The organism is Alcanivorax sp. HI0044 (genome assembly GCF_001634945.1).
Window position 1 is genome coordinate 1 of record NZ_LWEZ01001162.1, and the last position, 18785, is coordinate 18785.

Below are 18785 nucleotides of genomic sequence, written 5' to 3' on the forward strand. Positions count from 1 at the left end.
CAGCCGATGGATTCTTTATCGGCGTATGAATAGGTGCGGGGTGGGGCCAAATCTCCTACCGTCTGTACCCTTGGGTCAGATGCTCCTTTGGTCCCTCCACCCCGGCAAGTCCTGCATGGTTGCAGGAAGAGCATTCAAACATACAAGCACCTCTTGAGGTGCGAACCGCCCGTTTTGCGCATTGGCAATCTGAAGGCGATCCTTCGCCGAGGCTCAGGTTCGCACCTCAAGAAGTGCTCCTACAGCAGAGTCGGCTTGGGTTGTCGCGCCGTCAGCGAGGTTATTCGCTACGCTTCTGGTGATGGGACGGATTAATTCTGCGCCTTGAACACCATGGAGGCGGAGTTCAGGCAATAGCGTTGGCCAGTGGGCGGTGGGCCGTCGGGGAAGACGTGCCCCTGATGGCTATCGCAGCGGGCGCAGCGGATCTCTATACGGATCATGCCGTGGCTACTGTCGCGCAGTTCGCGAATGTGTTGCGGATCGAAAGGTTGATAAAAACTGGGCCAGCCGGTGCCGGATTCGAACTTGGTGCTGGAAGCGAACAGCGGCAGGTCACACAGTTTACAGTGGTAGGTGCCATCGTCCTTGTTATCCAGCAGGCCGCCACAAAACGGTGGCTCGGTGCCCTGGTTGAGCAGGATGCGGCGTTCTTCTTTGCTCAGCGATTGTGCGCGGGCCTGTTTCTCTTCTTCGCTCAGGGGCGTCAGGTCGAAGCCGCTGGCGGACAGTGCTTGGGTCATCAGGCACTCCCTTGAGTTTGTCTGGTTAAGGTGTCCGGGTTTTGAGTTTGTCGGGAAAGGCCTGGATCAGCTTTTCCACTTTCGGTTTGGCTATATGGGTGATGTAGCCTTGATTGGGATTGCGACGGGCGAAATCCTGGTGGTAATCCTCGGCGCGGTAAAAGGCGTCCAGCGGTTCCACGGTGGTAACAATGGGGGCGATAAAAGCGCCGGCGTTATTCAACTGATGGATGTACGCCTCGGCCACCGCTCTCTCGGCCTCGTCGTGATAAAAAATCGCGGAGCGGTACTGGGTGCCCCGGTCGTTGCCTTGCCGGTCTTTCTGGGTGGGGTCGTGGGCGACGGAAAAGAACACTTTCAGCAGTTCGCCGAAGCTGATGACGGTGCTGTCGTATTCTACTTCGATCACTTCCGCATGGCCGGTGGTGCCGGTACAGACGGCCTCGTAATTGGCGCGGGCAGCATGGCCGCCGGCATAACCGGACACCACGGCGTTCACGCCTTCCAGATTCAGATAGACCGCTTCCACACACCAGAAGCAACCGCCAGCCAGAACCGCTTTGGCCATGCCATTGGCGGGCAGATCGTCGATGGGATCAGGGAAACGTTCCGGGTGAATGGCCAGGGATGTGCCGGGGATCACTACGTTCATGGTTCCTCCAATGGGGCGAACACCTGCCTGGCTTGTGGCCCGGCAGGTGTTACAGGTCAATGCAGCCAGTGGAGAGCAAGCAGGGATCAGTCCTGCTTGACGGCTCCACTGGCGATCAGGCCATCGATGTCACTGTCACTGAAGCCGGCCTGGCTCAGTACGGCCCGGCTATCTGCTCCGGCAGTGGTGGCGGGTTTTATCTCGCCGGCTGCGGTGCGTGAGAAGCGCGGGGTCGGTGCCGGTTGTGCGGCACCGTTGACGGTAACAAAGGATTCTCTGGCTACGTTATGCGGGTGTGAGGGCGCTTCTTCAAGGCTGAGAACCGGTGCAAAACAGACATCGGTGCCTTCCATGAGGGCGGACCACTCGTCCCGTGTCTTCTGTTTGATGACGGCGGCGAGCTTTTGTTTCATTTCCGGCCATTTGGGCGGGTTGATCTGATGGCCAAAGTCTTCGGCGGGTAGTTCGGCCAGCTGGCAGAGCTGGGCATAGAACTGTGGTTCGATACTGCCGATGGAGACGTATTTGCCGTCCGCAGTTTCATACACTTCATAAAAGTGTGCGCCGGAATCAAGCATGTGAGTGCCGCGATTGTCGGTAAACATGCCCTGGGATTTGAGCCCGTAGAACATGGCCATGAGGGCGGCGGAACCTTCTACCATGGACGAGTCGACCACCTGGCCTTTACCGCTGCGCTGGGCTTCCAGTGCGGCGCAGACCATGCCGAAAGCAAGCATCATGCCGCCGCCACCGAAATCGCCCACCAGGTTGAGGGGAATTGCGGGCTTTTCGCCTTCACGGCCCATAGCATGCAGGGCGCCGGACAGGGCGATGTAGTTCATGTCGTGGCCGGCGGCCTGGGCCAGTGGCCCGGTCTGGCCCCAGCCGGTCATGCGGCCGTAGACCAGTTTCGGGTTGCGGGCCAGGCATTGCTCCGGGCCCACGCCCAGGCGCTCGGTGACGCCGGGACGAAAACCTTCGAACAGGCCGTCGGCGGTTTCGCAGAGTTTCAGAACGGTTTCGATGCCTTCGGCGCTTTTCAGGTCCACGGCCAGGTTTTGGCGATTGCGGAAAAGGACGGTGTGGCCGATGGCGGAATGCGGGTTACCGCCGGGGCGGTCGATGCGGATAACGGTGGCGCCCATGTCGGCAAGCATCATGCCGCAGAAGGGGCCGGGGCCAATGCCGGCCAGTTCGATGAAGGTCAGTCCGTTAAGTGGGCCTGTCATAATGTTCATGTCCGTTGTCAGAGTCCGTTTTACCGTTCCCTGACGGACATTGGCCGGTCAGGGAATAAGGGCTTGTTCACGCAAGCTGCGACGCAGGGCCGAGCACTGGCTTTTGGCGATGGCAACGGCGTTGCTGGCCTCGTGGGTGGTGGCGATGCCGGTCCAGAGAGGTTTGCCGTCGGCATTGATCAGCTCTGCGCCATGTTGCCGCAGGGCGTCGGGTACCTCGTCTTTGGCCAGGTCGCCACCGATCCCGATTTTCCAGGTCGGTTGTACGTCGCCGGCGGATTGCTCCATGGGGTTGAGCTGGTTGCCGGCCGCAGGCGGTGCGGCAGCATCTATCAGCAAGTGAGTCAGCTCGACCAGCAGAATCCGCTCTACATCGTTTTCTTGCGCCCAGTCGAGGATGCGTTCTTTTCCGCCTTCATACCATAACGGTAATTCCTGATGGCTGAGCAAAACGGTCAACGAATTACTTGAAAATATATCCTTGCAGGTTAATTCCCAGGTTTCGCGGATGTTGCCTTCCGGGGTGTGGGCAACCAGCAGCAGCGTATCTTGCGGCGGGTGGCTACCCTCGTCGGTGAAGCGGGTGGTCACGTCCGTGGTGCTGGCGCAACCGGCAACGAAGAGGGCGGGTAGCAGGTATCGGAAAAGCGGTCGCATGGAAATCTCCGGCGGCGAATGCGGTGCCTTCAATGGCTGGGTCTAGTGTAACAGCGCCGCAGGGGCGCCACATCAACTGGTGCACATTCTCTTGTCCTCAGGCTAGCCGCTAGGGGATCGCCGGGGAGTGCTGCACCGGGGCTGCCGGGTTGGCTGAAAAAGCAAAGCGGCAGCCTGTTTGCGGTTGCCCGGGGGCGGGGTACCAGCGCACTTCGTATTTGTCTTGGCTGTTTTGTTGCGCTTGCCATTGTAGTTGTAGCGCGGCGCCGTCATCGGTGGTTGCACGCTGCCCCTGGCAGTGGAGAGTAAGCTCCAGCGTGTCGAGGGCCAGCTGTTCGGCGGGGGCGGCCAGCAGGGAGATTCGCCAGTAAGGGCCGGTGGTGAGGTCGCCGGGCTCACGGGTAGGATGACCTTGCCACTGGACAGCCGTGGGTGAGGCCGGGGCTGCCGTTTGCTGTGCTTCAGGAAAGTACTGATGCGCAAGCAGGGAGAAGGTCTGTTGGCGGGGAATGTCGTTGATGTTGCCGCTGATGTTGCCGCTTTGTTGCAGATCGCGGCTTAGTTCGCTGCTCTGGCCAATCAGGAAATCCAGGGTATGGGGGCCGTAGAGCGTGTGGCCGCCTTCGTAATATTGCCGCTGGTATTCCTCGGGGGTGACGGCATAGCCGAAATAGCCGTTGGCCAGGCTGGAGACTTCTACTTTCCAGTTCGTGCCGGCGGGCAAGGTATCGGTAACGGCATTGCGCAGGCGATTACCGCTTTCCAGGGTGATTTCCCAGGGCAGCGGCACGATGACCAGCTCGTTGATACGCACGATCTGGAACAGGGCCTGATGGGGGAAGCGTTCTGCGGGTAACAGCAGTTGCAGCTTGGAGAGCATCCACTGTTTTACGCCCTGGCAGTTGTCGGTGAAAAAGTGTCGAGGCCAGTCTTCCTTGAGAAAGGGCAAGTAGGAAATCGGAAACACTTCATCGCCATTGGCGGCCCCGGCGACGGCGGCGCCGGCTATGGCGCGCTCACAGAGTCCGAAGCGCCCTGTGTCGATCTGCTCCAGCAGGTTCAGTTGGCGGCTGGCGATAGCGGTGTCCAGTGTGCCGGTGAGCTGGTTATCCAGTGAGTGAAACAATTGTACGGCGTGTTCGCCCAGAGTGGTGCCAATACGTTGTGCTTCCAGGTCGCCACGCTGGTTTGTGTGCCAGGCCGGGTTATTGTCGGCGTGGGTGGCCTGGGCGGCGCCATGGATAAAGCCGGGGGCTGTGCTTGCCAGTTCATCTTCCAGTGTGCCACTGATCCAGTGCCAGACGTCGGCGTGGTAAGGACGGGTAAAGGGGGGAATGGCGGTGCCATGAATGGAGTACAGGCTAAGCGCACCGGCAGGAACAAAGCGATCACCTTGCTTCTGGTCGATGCGCAGCAGGGTCATGGTGGGGTTGACCGCCATCATCGGGTCGTCATCCAGGTGCTGGCCGTCAGGGAAATTGTTCGCCCAGGCGCCCATGGAACGGTTACGGGTATAGCCCCGGATGTCGCTTTGGCCCACTGCGAAGCGGGCTTCCCGTCGGGAGGTATAGGCTGCGATGACCGCGTCGGCAATCTGTTCGCTCAGGTATTCAAACAAGGCCGGGTCGAAGCCGGGTTTGTTGCTGCCAAAGACATTATAGAAGTCACTGCCCAGATACTGCCCCGGGCCGGAATGGGTATGGGTCACCAGTAAAGATAACGCGTGTGCAGGCACGTCGGTTTTCTTTGCGATGCGTTCTGCCACGCGATGGTGAAGCGGCAGAGAGCCGGTGCCCAGGTCCAGTTGCACGATAGCGAGCGGTGTTTGCCCGGGCGCATGTAAATAAAAGGCCCTTGCTTTCAATCGGGTGCGAAAACCATCTGCAGGTTTGGCCCAGGCGGAATAACCGAATTTGGGTATTCCTATTGGCGGGGTGATGTCCCGTTCTGCAATGCCTGCCAACGGCGCGGTGGCCTGGCTGGGCGCAAGTGGTTCGCCAAGGTGAATGTCGACCTGCTGACGGGGAAAAAAAAGAAACGGCCAGGCGGTATGGGCCAGGGCGGCGATAACAATGAGAGCGACAATGACCAGCAGCCAGCGGCGGATACGGCGTGGGTGTGTGGGCTTCATAATCCGGCTTTCTTATAATTTGCACCAAAGTACCAATTTGGTGCTGTTGGTGCAAACGGGTGCATTTTGTTGCTGAGCGGGCGTGAAGGATACGAAAAGATACGCTTAGATACAGAAAGCAGGAACATGAACGGGTTCACAACAATATTCCAACGCAACGGCACCGGACGCCTATTTTTTTTTCTTTCCCCACCTATTCCAATGGTTGCACAGATCATTCATACCCAAGGGGGGTAGTCATGAAAGGAAGCACGCGTATATCCATGCTGGCAGCGAGTGTCGCATTAGCGACGCAAGCGATTGCCGCAGAGGACATGAAAGAGCCCAACACGCGGCAGTATGTCGCGCCCATGCTGCACTATCTGGTACTGGACGAAGATCGGGATCTGTCTCGCAAGGGGCTGGGTGCCGGTTTGGTCTATGGCCGTGAATTATCCGATCACTGGTGGTGGGAAACCGAAGGTGCCGGGTATGGCCTGGATTCCGGTGTCGAAGGCGCTGCGGATTATTACCAGTACACGGTAAGTACCGGTGTGGCCTATGCCTTTGGCGACCGCGAAGGCTTTACGCCTTTCGTTCTGGCCCAGATCGGTGGCATCTACAACGATGTGGTGCCAGACGATGATGATGGCTTTGATTTGCACGCCAATGTGGGGTTGGGTGCGGTTACCGGTCCTATTTTTGATAACGGCCTGAAGTTGCGCGCTGAAGCCCGTTATATGTATGACGATTTCGACGGTATTACCGGCACGGCATCTGAAGATGAAGGCGGGTTCAACGACTGGCGCTTCTCTCTGGGTCTGGAAGTACCTCTCGGCCAGACCAAGATTGTCGAAGTGGAAAAAATTGTCTACGAAACCCGTGAAGTCGAGAAAGTTGTGGAAGTGGCCGCTGCCGACAGTGATGGCGACGGTATTCCTGACAACCGTGACAAGTGCCCGAACACCATTGCCGGCGGCAAGGTGGATGGCGATGGCTGTCTGTTAACCAACCAGACCATTACCTTCAACAACATTGGCTTCGAGCTCAATTCTGCCAAGCTCACCGCGACCTCCCGTCCGCTAGTGGACCGTCTTGTCAAAGCGCTGAAATCTCAGACGAACTTCGATGTCGAGATTGCAGGCCACACGGATAGCACCGGTAGCGCTGAATACAACGAAACCCTTTCCGATGAACGTGCCAAGGCTGTACGCCAGTACTTGATTGATAATGGCATAGCAGCAGAGCGTCTGACCGCTCGTGGGTATGGTGAAGTGGTTCCGGTTGCCAGCAATGAGACCTCATCAGGCCGTGCCATGAACCGTCGCGTTGAATTCCGCGTTAGCGAGCAGTAGGAGAATAGTCATGAATATGTATAGCAAATCGTTTTTTGTAATCATGCTGGCTGCTTTGCTGGGTCTTGGATTGGCTGGTTGTGAAGCGGATGGAGATGGCAGCAGTGGCGGCAACACTCCGGTTGGTAATAATGCTGACCAGGACAATGATGGCGTTCCCGATAACGTGGACAACTGTCCCGCTAACCCCAATGCCATGCAGGAAGATCAGGATGGTGATGGTATCGGCGATGTCTGTGATGACGACCGTGATGGTGACGGGGAAGACAACCCCACTGACAACTGTCCGCTGGTTGCCAACCCGACTCAGGATGACACTGATGGCGACGGTATTGGCGATGCCTGTGATCAGGACAACGACCAGGACAACGACGGTATCGACGATGGGGTAGATAACTGTCCTGCCATTTTCAACCCGGAACAGGGTGATGTGGATAACGATGGTATCGGTGATGTTTGTGATGACGACGCGGATGGCGATGGTGTGGATAACACCAATGACAACTGTGTGTTCACGGCAAACGCGGATCAGAAAGACACGGATACCGATGGTATCGGCGACGTCTGCGAAGACGACCGCGACGGTGACACCATCCTTGATACCAATGACAACTGCCTGAACATTCCTAACACTGACCAGGCTGACCTGGATCTGGATGGCATTGGTGATGTGTGTGACGACGACCGTGATGGTGACGGCGTGGACAACGACACTGATAACTGCCCACTGGCTGCCAACGCGAACCAGGCGGACAGCGACGGTAACGGCATTGGTGACGTTTGTGATGGCGGTGGCGGTGATCCCACTGACACCGATGGCGATGGCGTTCCGGATGTCTCTGACAACTGCCCGATGATTCCTAATGAAGATCAGGCTGATGGCGATGGTGATGGTAAAGGCGATGTCTGTGACGACGACGGTTTCACCTGTTCCGCTACCACCACTTTCCAGCAGCTGGCCAATACGGATTACACGGCAGACAGCGGTGTGCTGGGCGTATGCCTGGGTTGCTCCGTGGATGACGAGGGCCAGGCAATTGACGGAAATAACGCGACTTTCGCACAGATCAATATTGGCGCGGCACTGGTCTACGGTGGCGGGTTTGTGGCGGCGGACGCCATTGACCAGTCCGTGGATATTGCAGACAGCGTTGTCGGCTTTGTGGTCAGCGATCCGACCTCCCAGCTGCTCAATCTGGAACTGCTTGGCAATTTCACAACCATTCGTTTCTTCAACGACGGTGTGGAAGTGGACAGTGCTACCGTAGGCGGCGGGTTGCTGGATCTGGACTTGCTGGGCCTGGGTGCCAACTCGGATCAGCGTTTCATTGCTGCTCCGGCATCTAGCCAGCCGTTCGATTCCATTCAGCTGGACTATGCTGGTCTGGTGAATGCCAACAAAGCGTTCCGTGTGCACGATGTTTGTGTCGGTACGCCCTGATCGGCAAAGCAGGTAAATAAGGAAAGGGCCCCCACGGGGCCCGGCTCCGAAGGCTAGCAATAGCGCCTCGGGGCAAGAAAAGGCCTGAACCAAACCGGTTGCAATGATTCTGAAAAGAATGCGTTGTCACCGAAGAGGTTCAGGCCTTTTTTTGTTCCGGGCGCCGGCGTTTTCAGAGGCTTCCTGGCTGTCTTGAGCACAAATAGCGTACTGGTTAACTGCTTCTGGGGTGTATAGCCGCAAACGCCGTTTTCGGAGATAAGTACGGATCACCTAAAAAGTATCGCCTGATGGGCATAGGCTGGTACCCTGAGCTAAGAAATAAACACTAGAAGGGAAAGGGGGGGCACCCATGCGAACAGGCATATTCATCCTCATATGTCTCGGTGTCACGCTGCTGGCCGGTTGCGACAAGGAGCCGGAGGTGGGAGAGGTCGTCAGCACCTTTAAAAATTACCAGGAAACCGGTGATTTGCCTGCGCTGAAGGAACGGGGCTTTGTTCGGTTGTTGGCCCCCCGGTTTGACGAGCCCTCAGGGCTGCCCCGCGATGGCGTCCCGGCCAGCGAATACCAGCAGCAGGCGGAAGAATTCGTCGAGCACCTCGGGCTGGAGCCGTGCTGGGTGTATGCCGACAATTTTGGTGAGTTGAGCACCCTTATCAATCAGGGCATGGCTGACATCATTATCACCAATTATTCGGTGACCAAGGAGCGTCGGAAGAACCTCGCCTTTTCTACCCCGGTAAACGCTGTACAGGAACGCATGGTGGTACCGCGGGCGCTGGCGGACCTGCCGCTAACGGAGATGGGGGAGGTGACGCTGTCGGTACCGGAAGGGTCCGCTTATCTGGAAACCGCCACCAAACTGGCCAAGCGCCACGACAATGTCAGCGTGGAAGTGCTGGACAGCAATATCTCAGATGAGGAATTGGTTAACGGTGTGGCAAATGGTGAGCTGGCGGCAAGTATCGTCGACAGCAACATGCTCGATGCCTTGCTTGAAGAGGATGGCGAGGCCGTGGCCGGACCGGTGGTCAATCGCAAACGTCGTATCGCCTGGGCCGTGCGCTCGGATAGCAGCGAATTACTGGATCAGATCAACCAGTACATCACCAGTGAGCGGGTCATTACCTCCGTGGACAGTGAAGAAGAACGCGGCTGGGCGGACATTCGCGAAAAAGGGGTGTTGCGAGTTATCACCTCCAATAACCCGGCCAGCTATTTTATGTGGCGCGGTGAATTGATGGGGTTTGATTACGACCTGATCAAGGACTTTGCCAAGCAGCATCGTTTGCGTGTGCGGGTTATTGTGCACGATACGCCGTCCTCCATGTTTGCGGCGCTGGAGGCGGGGGAAGGCGATGTTATCGCCGCCTCCATGACCGTCACGCCAGAGCGTCAGAGCGCAGGCTGGTCCTTCAGTGAACGTTATCTGGAAGTGAATGAGCAGCTTATTGGTGAAGCCGGCGAGAGCTCGCTGGATACGGTGGAAGGACTGGCCGGGCGCACGGTGGCAGTGAACCCGGAAACGGCCTATTACGACACGCTCAAAGCGTTGCAAAAGGCGGGGGGCACGTTCGAGATTCTGGAAGTGGAGAACGCCAGTACGGAAATGTTGATTGATGGCGTGGCCAACGGTGATTACGACCTGACCATGGCCGATAGCCATCTGGCTGCCATGGAATCCACCTACCGGGATGACATCGCTGTATTGTTCCAGTTCGAACCGGCCAAACAGATCGCCTGGGTTACCCGAGAGTCCCAGCAAGCCTTACGTGAGCAGCTCAATAGCTATATAAAGCGTGGTTATCGGGGGCTGTTCTATAACGTGACCTACAACCGGTATTTCAAGGAAAAGAAAACCATCGCCACCCATGAGGCCTACCGGGTAGAACCAGGTCGGGATATTTCCCCCTATGATGAGCTGGTGCGTTCAGAGTCGCTTAAGTATGGCCTGGATTGGCGCCTGATTACTTCCCAGATGTACCAGGAAAGCCGTTTTAATCCGAACGCGCGCTCTTTTGCAGGTGCTCAGGGGCTGTTGCAAGTGATGCCCCGTACCGGCCGGCAATTTGGTTACAGTAATCTGACTAACCCGAAAAATGGCGTGGAAGCGGGGCTGGCTTATATCGACTGGCTGGAACAACGCTTTCCCGCTCGCCTGGACCTGGCGGAAAAATTGTATTTTACGCTGGCGGCTTACAATGCTGGGCATGGCCACGTGGAAGATGCCCGCCGTCTGGCGCAACGCATCGGTAAAAACCCGGACAAGTGGTTCGGGCACGTGGAGCAGGCCATGCTGTTATTGTCCAAACCCCAGTATGCCCGCCAGGCCCGCTATGGCTATGTGCGTGGTACTGAGCCGGTGAAGTACGTGCGGGAGATCAAGAACCGCTATCTTGGCTATGTGTCAGCGCTGGGCGAGCAGGAGCAGTCTCAGCTTTAACCTGAATTTTACAACTATGCCATGGAAAAGCCGGAAATGGGCCCCACCATCTGGGGTACCACTCATTGAAGGAGATTGTGATGGATCGCAACACTTTCATCGAAAAGGTAAAAGGCAAGCTGGACGAACTGGACAATGAATTCGATCAGCTGCAAGTCAAGGCGGATAAAGCCGGTGAGGATGTCCGCCACCAGTGGGAAACCCGTAAGCTGGAATTGAAAGAGAAGCGCAAGGAACTGTCTGCGCAGCTGGATGAGGTGCGTAACGACAGCAATACTCGCTGGGAAGAAGTGAAAGACAGCGTGGAAAAAACCTGGGATAGCACCCTGGATGGGCTGAAGGACATCAAGAACAGTCTGTTCAAGTAACGCCAGGCGTTTGAAAAAAAAAACCGGGCTTTTTGCCCGGTTTTTTTATGTCGCACGTGACCCGGTTTTTCAGAGACTTCCCAGCCACTCGGTGATCGCCTGGTGCACTTCGTCACGGCAGTGGTCGTTGAGGATTTCATGCCGGCCTTCAGGCCAGAAGTGCGTGGTCAGCGGTTGCTCCATGGCATGCAACACTTTCTCCAGGGCCATCATGCCCTTGCCGTTGTCGCTCATGGGGTCCTGTTCACCGCCCAGCAGTAGTACGGGCAAGTTTTCCGGCAGTTCGGACAGCCCTGAAATGCTCTGTATGCGACGCATGGCGGTTACCAGTTGCACCCAGGTTTCCGTACTGCAATCGAACCCGCACAGTGGATCATCGATATAACGTTTCACTTCTTCGGCATTGCTGCTCAGCCAGTCGAAATCGGTGGTCGGGTCCGGTACCTGGGTTGCCCAGGTGCCAAAGGTGAGCTTGTGTATCAGCGGGCTGGGGTTGCGTTTGCCCCGGCGCATGCGCTCGAACAGGATGGGCAGGGACATTAACCGGTAGTAGGCACCGGGATGATAATCGCTGGCGCACATTACCAGGCCGGAGAGGGCGTCACCGTGTTGCTCTGCTGTGCCCAGCGCGATAAAAGAGCCCATGCTGTGGCCGCCGAGAACGAGCGGTAACTGTGGGTGTTGTTCTTTGGCCAGGTGAATGACGCTGGCGGCGTCATTGACCAGATGTTGCCAGCCGTGCTGGTCACCTATGTGCCCAGCGGGGCTGTCCTCGTTAATACTGTCACCATGACCGCGATGGTCCGGGCAATACAGGTGCCAACCGGCTGCATTCAAGGTACGGGCCAGATTCTGGTAACGTGAGCCATGTTCGGACATGCCGTGCAGCCAGATTAGCGTGCCCCTGGCTGTGGCTGATTCGCAGGGCCAGTGGTGGATGGCGACAACATGGTTATCATCCGTGGTGTGATGGATCATCTGTTCGGTCATAATAGTCTCCGGCTGCGCAAAACGTGCGTCATTGCCGAGGCAAGGTCAAGAAACTCAACGAGGAAGAGAGATGATAGCAAGAATAAAAGGTCTCCTGATGGTTTTCGTGGTAGCCCTGCTGGCGACTGCCTGTACGGCCCATAACACCATGGTCAGCAGTTCCGCCCGCGCCAAGGATCACCAGGCCGGTGAGCATGTCAACAAAGTGCTAGTGGTGGCGGTGGTCAATGACACCCAGGCCCGCGATTCGCTGGAATCCAATGTTGTGGCGGCTTTGAAAGCGCAGGGCGTGGAAGCAACAGCATCCGCCCCGGTATTGGGTGACCAGTACAGTGAAGGGAAAACCCGCAAACAAATGGCTGCCGATATCGCCTCGAAAGGTTACGAAGCGGCACTGGTAATCAGTGTTATCGATATCAAGGAAGAAATGCACTACACCCAGGGTGGCACCAATTTTGCCCCGGATATCGCGGTGTCCGGTGCCATGGGCCAGACCTATTACGTGCGCCAAAATGCTACCTACGAGCCTGGTTATTTCAGCAATGACAAGAAGTACTTCCTGGAGTCCAATCTGTACCGGCTTCAGCCGGAAGGGCTACTATGGAGAGCCAAATCCACCACGGTAAACCCCAGTGACCTGCAGGCAGGGACCAGCGGTGTGGCCGATGCTGTTGTGGACCGTATGGCCAAGGATGACATGATTTAATCTCTGGCCTGCGCCGTTTACCGGGAGCCTTGGGCTCCCGGTTTTGTTTGTGATGCTAAATCCCGATTGAATGAACGCGACACACCTTTCAGGAGTCACCATGATCGAATACCGGATTCGCCCGCTGCGCCCCGAGGCGCACCTGTTTGAAGTAACCCTGACGGTGGCGGACCCGACCCCGGAGGGGCAGGCGTTCAGCTTGCCCGCCTGGATTCCTGGCAGTTATATGATTCGCGATTTCGCGCGCCATATTGTGCATGTGGAAGCCAGTAGCCATGGTGAAACCTTGCCTGTGGCCAAACGGGACAAGCAAACCTGGCAGGTGCCCCCCTGTGATGGCCCGGTACAACTGCACTATCACGTTTATGCCTGGGATTTGTCCGTGCGTGGCGCGCACCTGGACACCACCCACGGTTATTTTAACGGCAGCTGCGTGTTCCTGGCCGCCATGGGCCATGAAGATCAACCCTGTCACGTTGCCATAGAGCCCCCGCAAGGGCATGCCTATAACGGCTGGCAAGTGGCGACCGGCCTGGCACGTGAGTCCGGCTCGGAGTTGGGTTTCGGTATGTTCCTGGCGGACAACTACGATGATCTGATCGACCACCCGGTGGAAATGGGGCCGTTTGAGTATGCCCAGTTCGAAGCCTGTGGTGTGCCGCACTGGGTGGTGTTGGCTGGGCGTCATAAAGCCGATATGGCGCGACTCTGTCGGGATCTGAAACCGATTTGTGAACACCATATCCGCATGTTTGGCGAGCCGGCGCCCATGGATCGCTATGTTTTCATGACGCTGGTCACCGGCAATGGTTATGGCGGACTGGAGCACCGTAATTCCACCAGCCTGATGTGCCCCCGCGATGATTTGCCTCGGCGCAGCGATGAGCCTGGCAAGGTTCACGACGGCTATCGTTCCTATCTGGGGCTGTGCAGCCATGAGTATTTTCATACCTGGAACGTGAAGCGCATCAAGCCCGCTGCGTTCACCCCTTTTGATCTGTCACAGGAAGTGCATACCGAATTGCTGTGGGCGTTTGAAGGGATCACCAGTTATTACGACGATCTCTCCCTCACCCGCACAGGGCTGATTGCGCCGCAGAGTTACCTGGAGCTGCTTGGGCAAACGCTCACGCGGGTGTACCGGGGGCAGGGTCGCCATAAACAAACGGTGACGGAATCCAGCTTTGATGCCTGGACCCGCTTCTACAAACAGGATGAAAATGCGCCTAATGCCATTGTCAGCTACTACACCAAGGGCTCACTGGTGGCGCTGGCGCTGGATTTGACACTGCGTAACCTGACCGGTGAGGCAAAGACTCTGGATGACCTGATGCGAGTGCTGTGGCAGCGCTACGGGCAGACCGGTGAGGGCGTGCCGGAGCAGGGTATTCAGCCGCTGGCAGAAGAAATCGCCGGTTGCGATATGAGCGATTTTTTCAACCAGGCCCTGTACAGCACAGAGGATTTGCCGCTGGCTGAATTGTTGGCAGAACGTGGGGTGGAATTGCACTGGCGTAGTGCTGCCGGCCACGGGGATAACGGCGGCAAAGCAGGCAAGGATGGCATTCCCCATCTGGGCGCCAGGTTGGTGCCGGATACCATGGGGGCGAAAATCGCGGTGGCGTTTGAGCAAGGGGCCGCCATGGCGGCGGGGCTATCCGCTGGTGATGTGATTATCGCCGTGGATGGCCTGCAGGCCACCACCGGCAATATTGATAATCTGCTGTCGGGTTTCCTGCCCGGCGAGGTCATGGAGATTCATGCTTTCCGGCGTGATGAGTTGATGCGGTTCAAGGTCAAGGTGGAAGCCACCGAAGCCAGCACTGCATTCCTGACTATCGCCAAAGGTGGGCTGACAGAAAAAGGCCGTGCGTGGCTGCACGCAAAATAGCGGCACGAAATCCGTTTGTTATCCGCAGGAGTGACTTGAAAAGCACTCCTGCCCAATGGCAATTAAATGACCGATACCCTGAAACCGCTATACCAGCAGCTCGACAAAGTACGTCGGGCTGACCGTTTTCGTCTGAAGAAACGGGTTGATGGCCTGGCACGAACGCCGGCCGGGAAACGTAACCCTAAAGCTGTAGATAAAGTCGCCGAGGCCATGGCCGCCTCCATGGCCAACCGGGATAAACGCCTGGCAGCCGTGCCGGCGCTGGAGTGGCCGGATCTTCCGGTGGTGGCCAGCCGGGAGGATATCAAGCAGGCGATCAGCGACCACCAGGTGGTGGTCATTGCGGGGGAAACCGGCTCCGGTAAAACCACCCAGTTACCCAAAATCTGCCTGGAGCTGGGACGGGGCATTGAAGGCACCATCGGCCACACCCAGCCACGGCGATTGGCGGCCAGAGCGGTGGCAACCCGGGTAGCGGAAGAGCTGCATAGCCCACTGGGAAGCGCCGTGGGGTTCAAGGTGCGGTTCTCCGAGCAGGTCAGTGAACATTCGCTGATCAAGGTGCTCACCGATGGCATGCTGCTAAACGAAATTCAGCAGGACCGGTTCCTTAATCAATACGATACCCTGATTATTGATGAGGCCCACGAGCGCAGCCTGAACATCGATTTTCTGCTTGGCTATCTCAAGCAGCTGTTACCACGCCGGCCAGATCTGAAAGTGATCATCACCTCGGCCACCATCGATCACCAACGGTTTGCCGAACATTTCGGTGGCGCCCCGGTGCTGGAAGTGTCCGGGCGTACTTTCCCGGTGGAGATGCGTTACCGGCCACCCGCAGACGGGCAGGAGCTGTCCCGGCAGGTGGAAGATATCCTGCTGGAAATTCAGCGTGATGAACGTCGCGATGGCCTGCCCATGGCGCGCGATGTGCTGGTGTTTCTGGCCGGTGAACGGGATATTCGCGATGTGCACCACCATCTGAAACGCTGTGCGACACAGGGTTCCAGCCTGCGCGACACAGAAATTCTGCCGCTGTATGCGCGTCTCAGCCAGGCCGAGCAGCATCGTATTTTTTCTGCCCACCGGGGGCGCCGCGTGGTACTCAGTACCAACGTGGCAGAGACCTCACTCACGGTGCCCGGCATTCGCTATGTGATTGATGCCGGCACCGCGCGTATCAGCCGTTATAGCGTGCATTCCAAGGTACAGCGCCTGCCGGTGGAGCCGGTGAGCCAGGCCAGTGCCAATCAGCGGGCCGGGCGTAGCGGCCGCGTAATGCCGGGTATCTGTTTCCGCCTGTTTGACGAAGACGATTTTCTCAATCGGCCGGCGTTCACCGACCCGGAAATCCAGCGCACCAATCTGGGGGCAGTGATTCTGCAGATGGCAGACCTGCGCCTGGGCAAGGTCGAAGATTTCCCCTTTATCGAACCGCCGGATGGCCGGCTGATCCGCGATGGTTACCGGTTGCTGGATGAGCTGGGCGCGTTGACAGAAAAACAGACGCTGACCGCACTGGGGCGGCAGCTGGCACGTTTCCCGCTGGACCCCACTCTGGGCCGAATGCTGGTCGCGGCGGCGGAAAAGAAAGTGTTGCGCGAGGCCTTGATCGTGGTGTCCGCACTGGCCGCCCAGGATCCTCGGGAACGCCCCCATGATAAACAACAGCAGGCGGATCAGGCCCACCAGCCTTTCACCGACAAGGAATCGGATTTCCTGTTTTTTGTGAAGCTGTGGCAGTGGGCGGATTCCCAACGCGAAGCCCTGAGCCGCAACCAGTATGAGAAGCTGCTCAAGAAAACCTTCCTGTCTCCCACGCGAATGCGCGAATGGCGCGACACTCATCGTCAACTATTATTGCTGAGTAAAGAGCAGGGGTGGGAGCTGAACGCGCCAGTGGAATCCGGATTGCCGTTAAGAGAACCTGATAAGGCAAAGAGCAAAAACGGCGATAACGCTCCTCCGTCCCCGCTCTACGCGCCGCTGCATCAGGCGTTGCTTACCGGGTTGTTGGCTAATGTCATGCAACGCACGGAAGAGGGCGAATGGTTGTCGACGCGAAACCGCAAGCCCCTGGTATGGCCGGGGTCGTCACTGTCAAAGACCAAGGCGCGCTGGTTGATGGCGGCAGAGCAGGTGGAGACCAGCCGGTTGTTCGCCCGGACCGTGGCAAAAACCGATCCGTTGTGGATCGAACAGGCGGCAGGGCACCTGCTCAAGCGACAATATTTCGAGCCGCATTGGTCGAAAAAGCGCGGCTGCGCCATGGCAAAGGAACAGGTCAATCTGTTCGGCCTGATTCTGGCCAGCGGCAGGCCGGTTAACTATGGACCCATTCACCCGCAAGAAGCCCGTGAGTTGATGATCCGTGAAGGCCTGGTCATGGGGCAGCTGACCCGGGAGCCGCCGTTTGTGAAAACCAATCGCAAGCGCTTTGAAGCACTGGAAGAGATGGAGCACAAACTGCGCCGTCGGGACATTTTGGTGGATGAAGAAGCGCGGGTGGCTTTCTACGACGCACGCCTGCCCGGTGACCTTCACACTGTCGCCGGGCTGATGAACTGGTACAGCAAACACGCCAGTGAGGAACAAAAAAATGCGTTGCTCATGGATGAGAGTTTTTTGCTTTCGCGAAGCCCGAATCTGGGCAATGACCAGTTTCCCGATCAGCTTAAACTTGATGGCCTTCGCCTTCCGCTGGAATACAGCTTCGATCCTACCGGGGAGCGTGACGGGGTCACCCTGATCGTGCCGCTGGCCGTGCTGAACCAGGTGTCCGAGGCGCGACTGGACTGGCTGGTGCCCGGTTTGCTCCGTGAAAAGCTGGAAGCGTTGATTCGGGCCTTGCCCAAGGCCCGCCGCCGCCATTTTGTTCCGGTGCCGGATTATGTCAGCGCCCTGATGGAAACCCTGACGCCGGATGAGCCGTTGCTGCCGGCCATGACCCGAGAACTGCAGCGCATGACCGGCCTTCGTATCGAGCTGGAGGAGTGGCAGGCGGCCACCTTGCCGGACCATCTGCGCATGTTTATTCAGGTGGTGGATCGCGTCGACGGCAAACGCAAGGTCCACGCCCAGGGGCGCAGCCTGGATGATGTAAAAGACCGGCTCGCTGGCGTCACCCGGGACTTGCCCAAACCTGTCGAAGCCGCGCCGGCATTGCGTGGTCAGGAGTGGCTGTTTGGTGAGCTGCCGGAAACCGAGGATCAGGATTTGGGAGGCATGACCGTACGTCGTTTTCCGGCCCTGGTGGATGTTGGCAGCGAGGTAGAGCTGCAGTATCGGGACGATGACGTCGAGGCCGCCTGGGCACACCGATGGGGCACGGCCCGCTTGTTGAGCTTCAAACTGTCGGTGCAGCTACGGGATCTGCGCAAGCAGGCCTCGCAAATGGCGGGTTTCCAGAAACTGAAAAGCGAGAAAGGCGCCATGGCCCGTAATGCGCTGGATCACGCCTTGCTGCGGTTATTGGCCGAACATTTCCGTCTGGATGAGCCGGTGCGTAACGAGGCGGCGTTTCGGGACCGACTCAATGCCCACCGTGGCGATTTTGTGCCCTGGGCACAGCAGCAATTGGCCACGCTGGGGACGCTGTTCGCGCACTACCGGCAGTTGATGGGGGCGCTGGAAAAGAACTTCCCGCTGGCCTGGGCCCATGCCCACCGCGACCTGAAGCAGCAGCTTGGACAATTATTTCCCGATGACGTGCTGTTACAGGTGCCCTGGGCCTGGTTACAGGAATACCCGCGGTTATTGGGGGCCATCGACCACCGCCTGGATAAGCTTGGCGGTCAGATCGGCAAGGATCGCACTCTCAGTGCGGAGCTGGAGGCGTACAGCAAACAGCATGAAACCCGCGCTGCAGGGGCGCCGTTATGGAAGCAACCCGAGCCCTTGCAGCGGTTTTTCTGGATGCTGCAGGAATACCGGGTGAGCCTGTTTGCCCAGCAACTGGGCACCAAATTGCCTGTGTCGGCGAAACGACTGAATAAACAGTGGGAGTTGTGCTGATAAGGGCGATGTACGGTGAACATGCTGGCCTGCTGCGCCGCAACCTACAGTGAAAGACGCAAACAGGCCTTTGAACGACCGTAATAACCAACAAATGGGCCCTGGTGCCTTTGCGCCGGGCCCGTTGAATCCGGATAATCGACCCATTATCTAATTTGCTGTAGCAGGGCG

Annotated in this window: 13 protein-coding genes; 7 read left to right on the top strand and 6 right to left on the bottom strand. The window is 57.8% G+C overall.

Features of this window, described 5'->3' with window-relative positions:
* Positions 1 to 311: 311 nt before the first annotated feature.
* From msrB to A3730_RS15110, 5 genes are all read right to left on the bottom strand, one after another.
* Positions 312 to 743 (bottom strand): peptide-methionine (R)-S-oxide reductase MsrB, encoded by a 432-nt coding sequence (gene msrB / locus A3730_RS15090; RefSeq protein ID WP_063519668.1) that lies wholly within the window; start codon positions 741 to 743, stop codon positions 312 to 314.
* A gap of 25 nt (positions 744 to 768) precedes the next feature.
* Positions 769 to 1395: a peptide-methionine (S)-S-oxide reductase MsrA gene (gene msrA / locus A3730_RS15095; protein WP_063519667.1), complete on the bottom strand. Its 627-nt coding sequence runs from the start codon at positions 1393 to 1395 to the stop codon at positions 769 to 771.
* A gap of 86 nt (positions 1396 to 1481) precedes the next feature.
* Positions 1482 to 2633 carry a CaiB/BaiF CoA-transferase family protein gene (locus A3730_RS15100; RefSeq protein ID WP_063519666.1) on the bottom strand — a complete coding sequence of 384 codons (1152 nt, stop codon included), beginning with the start codon at positions 2631 to 2633 and terminating at the stop codon, positions 1482 to 1484.
* A 48-nt stretch (positions 2634 to 2681) separates the two neighbouring features.
* Positions 2682 to 3290, bottom strand: a complete 609-nt coding sequence (locus A3730_RS15105) for a hypothetical protein (protein WP_063521253.1) — start codon at positions 3288 to 3290, stop codon at positions 2682 to 2684.
* 109 nt (positions 3291 to 3399) lie between these two features.
* On the bottom strand, positions 3400 to 5421 hold the full coding sequence (locus A3730_RS15110; protein WP_063538349.1) for a neutral/alkaline non-lysosomal ceramidase N-terminal domain-containing protein: 2022 nt from the start codon (positions 5419 to 5421) through the stop codon (positions 3400 to 3402).
* A 239-nt stretch (positions 5422 to 5660) separates the two neighbouring features.
* Here A3730_RS15110 and A3730_RS15115 point away from each other — a divergent pair, with 239 nt between their 5' ends.
* The 4 genes from A3730_RS15115 (at position 5661) to A3730_RS15130 (ending at position 11010) form a co-directional block, all read left to right on the top strand.
* On the top strand, positions 5661 to 6755 hold the full coding sequence (locus A3730_RS15115) for an OmpA family protein (protein WP_063520766.1): 1095 nt from the start codon (positions 5661 to 5663) through the stop codon (positions 6753 to 6755).
* A 10-nt stretch (positions 6756 to 6765) separates the two neighbouring features.
* Positions 6766 to 8196, top strand: a complete 1431-nt coding sequence (locus A3730_RS15120; protein WP_063520765.1) for a thrombospondin type 3 repeat-containing protein — start codon at positions 6766 to 6768, stop codon at positions 8194 to 8196.
* 352 nt (positions 8197 to 8548) lie between these two features.
* On the top strand, positions 8549 to 10642 hold the full coding sequence (locus A3730_RS15125) for a transporter substrate-binding domain-containing protein (protein WP_063520764.1): 2094 nt from the start codon (positions 8549 to 8551) through the stop codon (positions 10640 to 10642).
* 80 nt (positions 10643 to 10722) lie between these two features.
* Positions 10723 to 11010, top strand: coding sequence for a hypothetical protein (locus A3730_RS15130; protein WP_063520763.1), 288 nt, complete (start codon positions 10723 to 10725; stop codon positions 11008 to 11010).
* A gap of 69 nt (positions 11011 to 11079) precedes the next feature.
* Here A3730_RS15130 and A3730_RS15135 read toward each other — a convergent pair whose 3' ends face one another.
* A complete protein-coding gene (locus tag A3730_RS15135) occupies positions 11080 to 12000 on the bottom strand; it encodes an alpha/beta fold hydrolase (protein ID WP_063520762.1) in 921 nt (306 codons plus the stop codon).
* 97 nt (positions 12001 to 12097) lie between these two features.
* On the opposite strand from A3730_RS15135, the gene A3730_RS15140 reads away from it, so the two are divergent.
* The 3 genes from A3730_RS15140 to hrpA all read left to right on the top strand — a co-directional run bounded on the left by A3730_RS15140 (position 12098) and on the right by hrpA (position 18614).
* Positions 12098 to 12706, top strand: coding sequence for a hypothetical protein (locus tag A3730_RS15140; RefSeq protein ID WP_063521281.1), 609 nt, complete (start codon positions 12098 to 12100; stop codon positions 12704 to 12706).
* A 100-nt stretch (positions 12707 to 12806) separates the two neighbouring features.
* Entirely contained in the window at positions 12807 to 14597 is a 1791-nt protein-coding gene (locus A3730_RS15145) for a M61 family metallopeptidase (protein WP_063521282.1), read from the top strand.
* Positions 14598 to 14663: 66 nt separating this feature from the next.
* On the top strand, positions 14664 to 18614 hold the full coding sequence (hrpA, locus tag A3730_RS15150) for an ATP-dependent RNA helicase HrpA (protein WP_063538351.1): 3951 nt from the start codon (positions 14664 to 14666) through the stop codon (positions 18612 to 18614).
* The last annotated feature ends 171 nt before the right edge of the window (positions 18615 to 18785 follow it).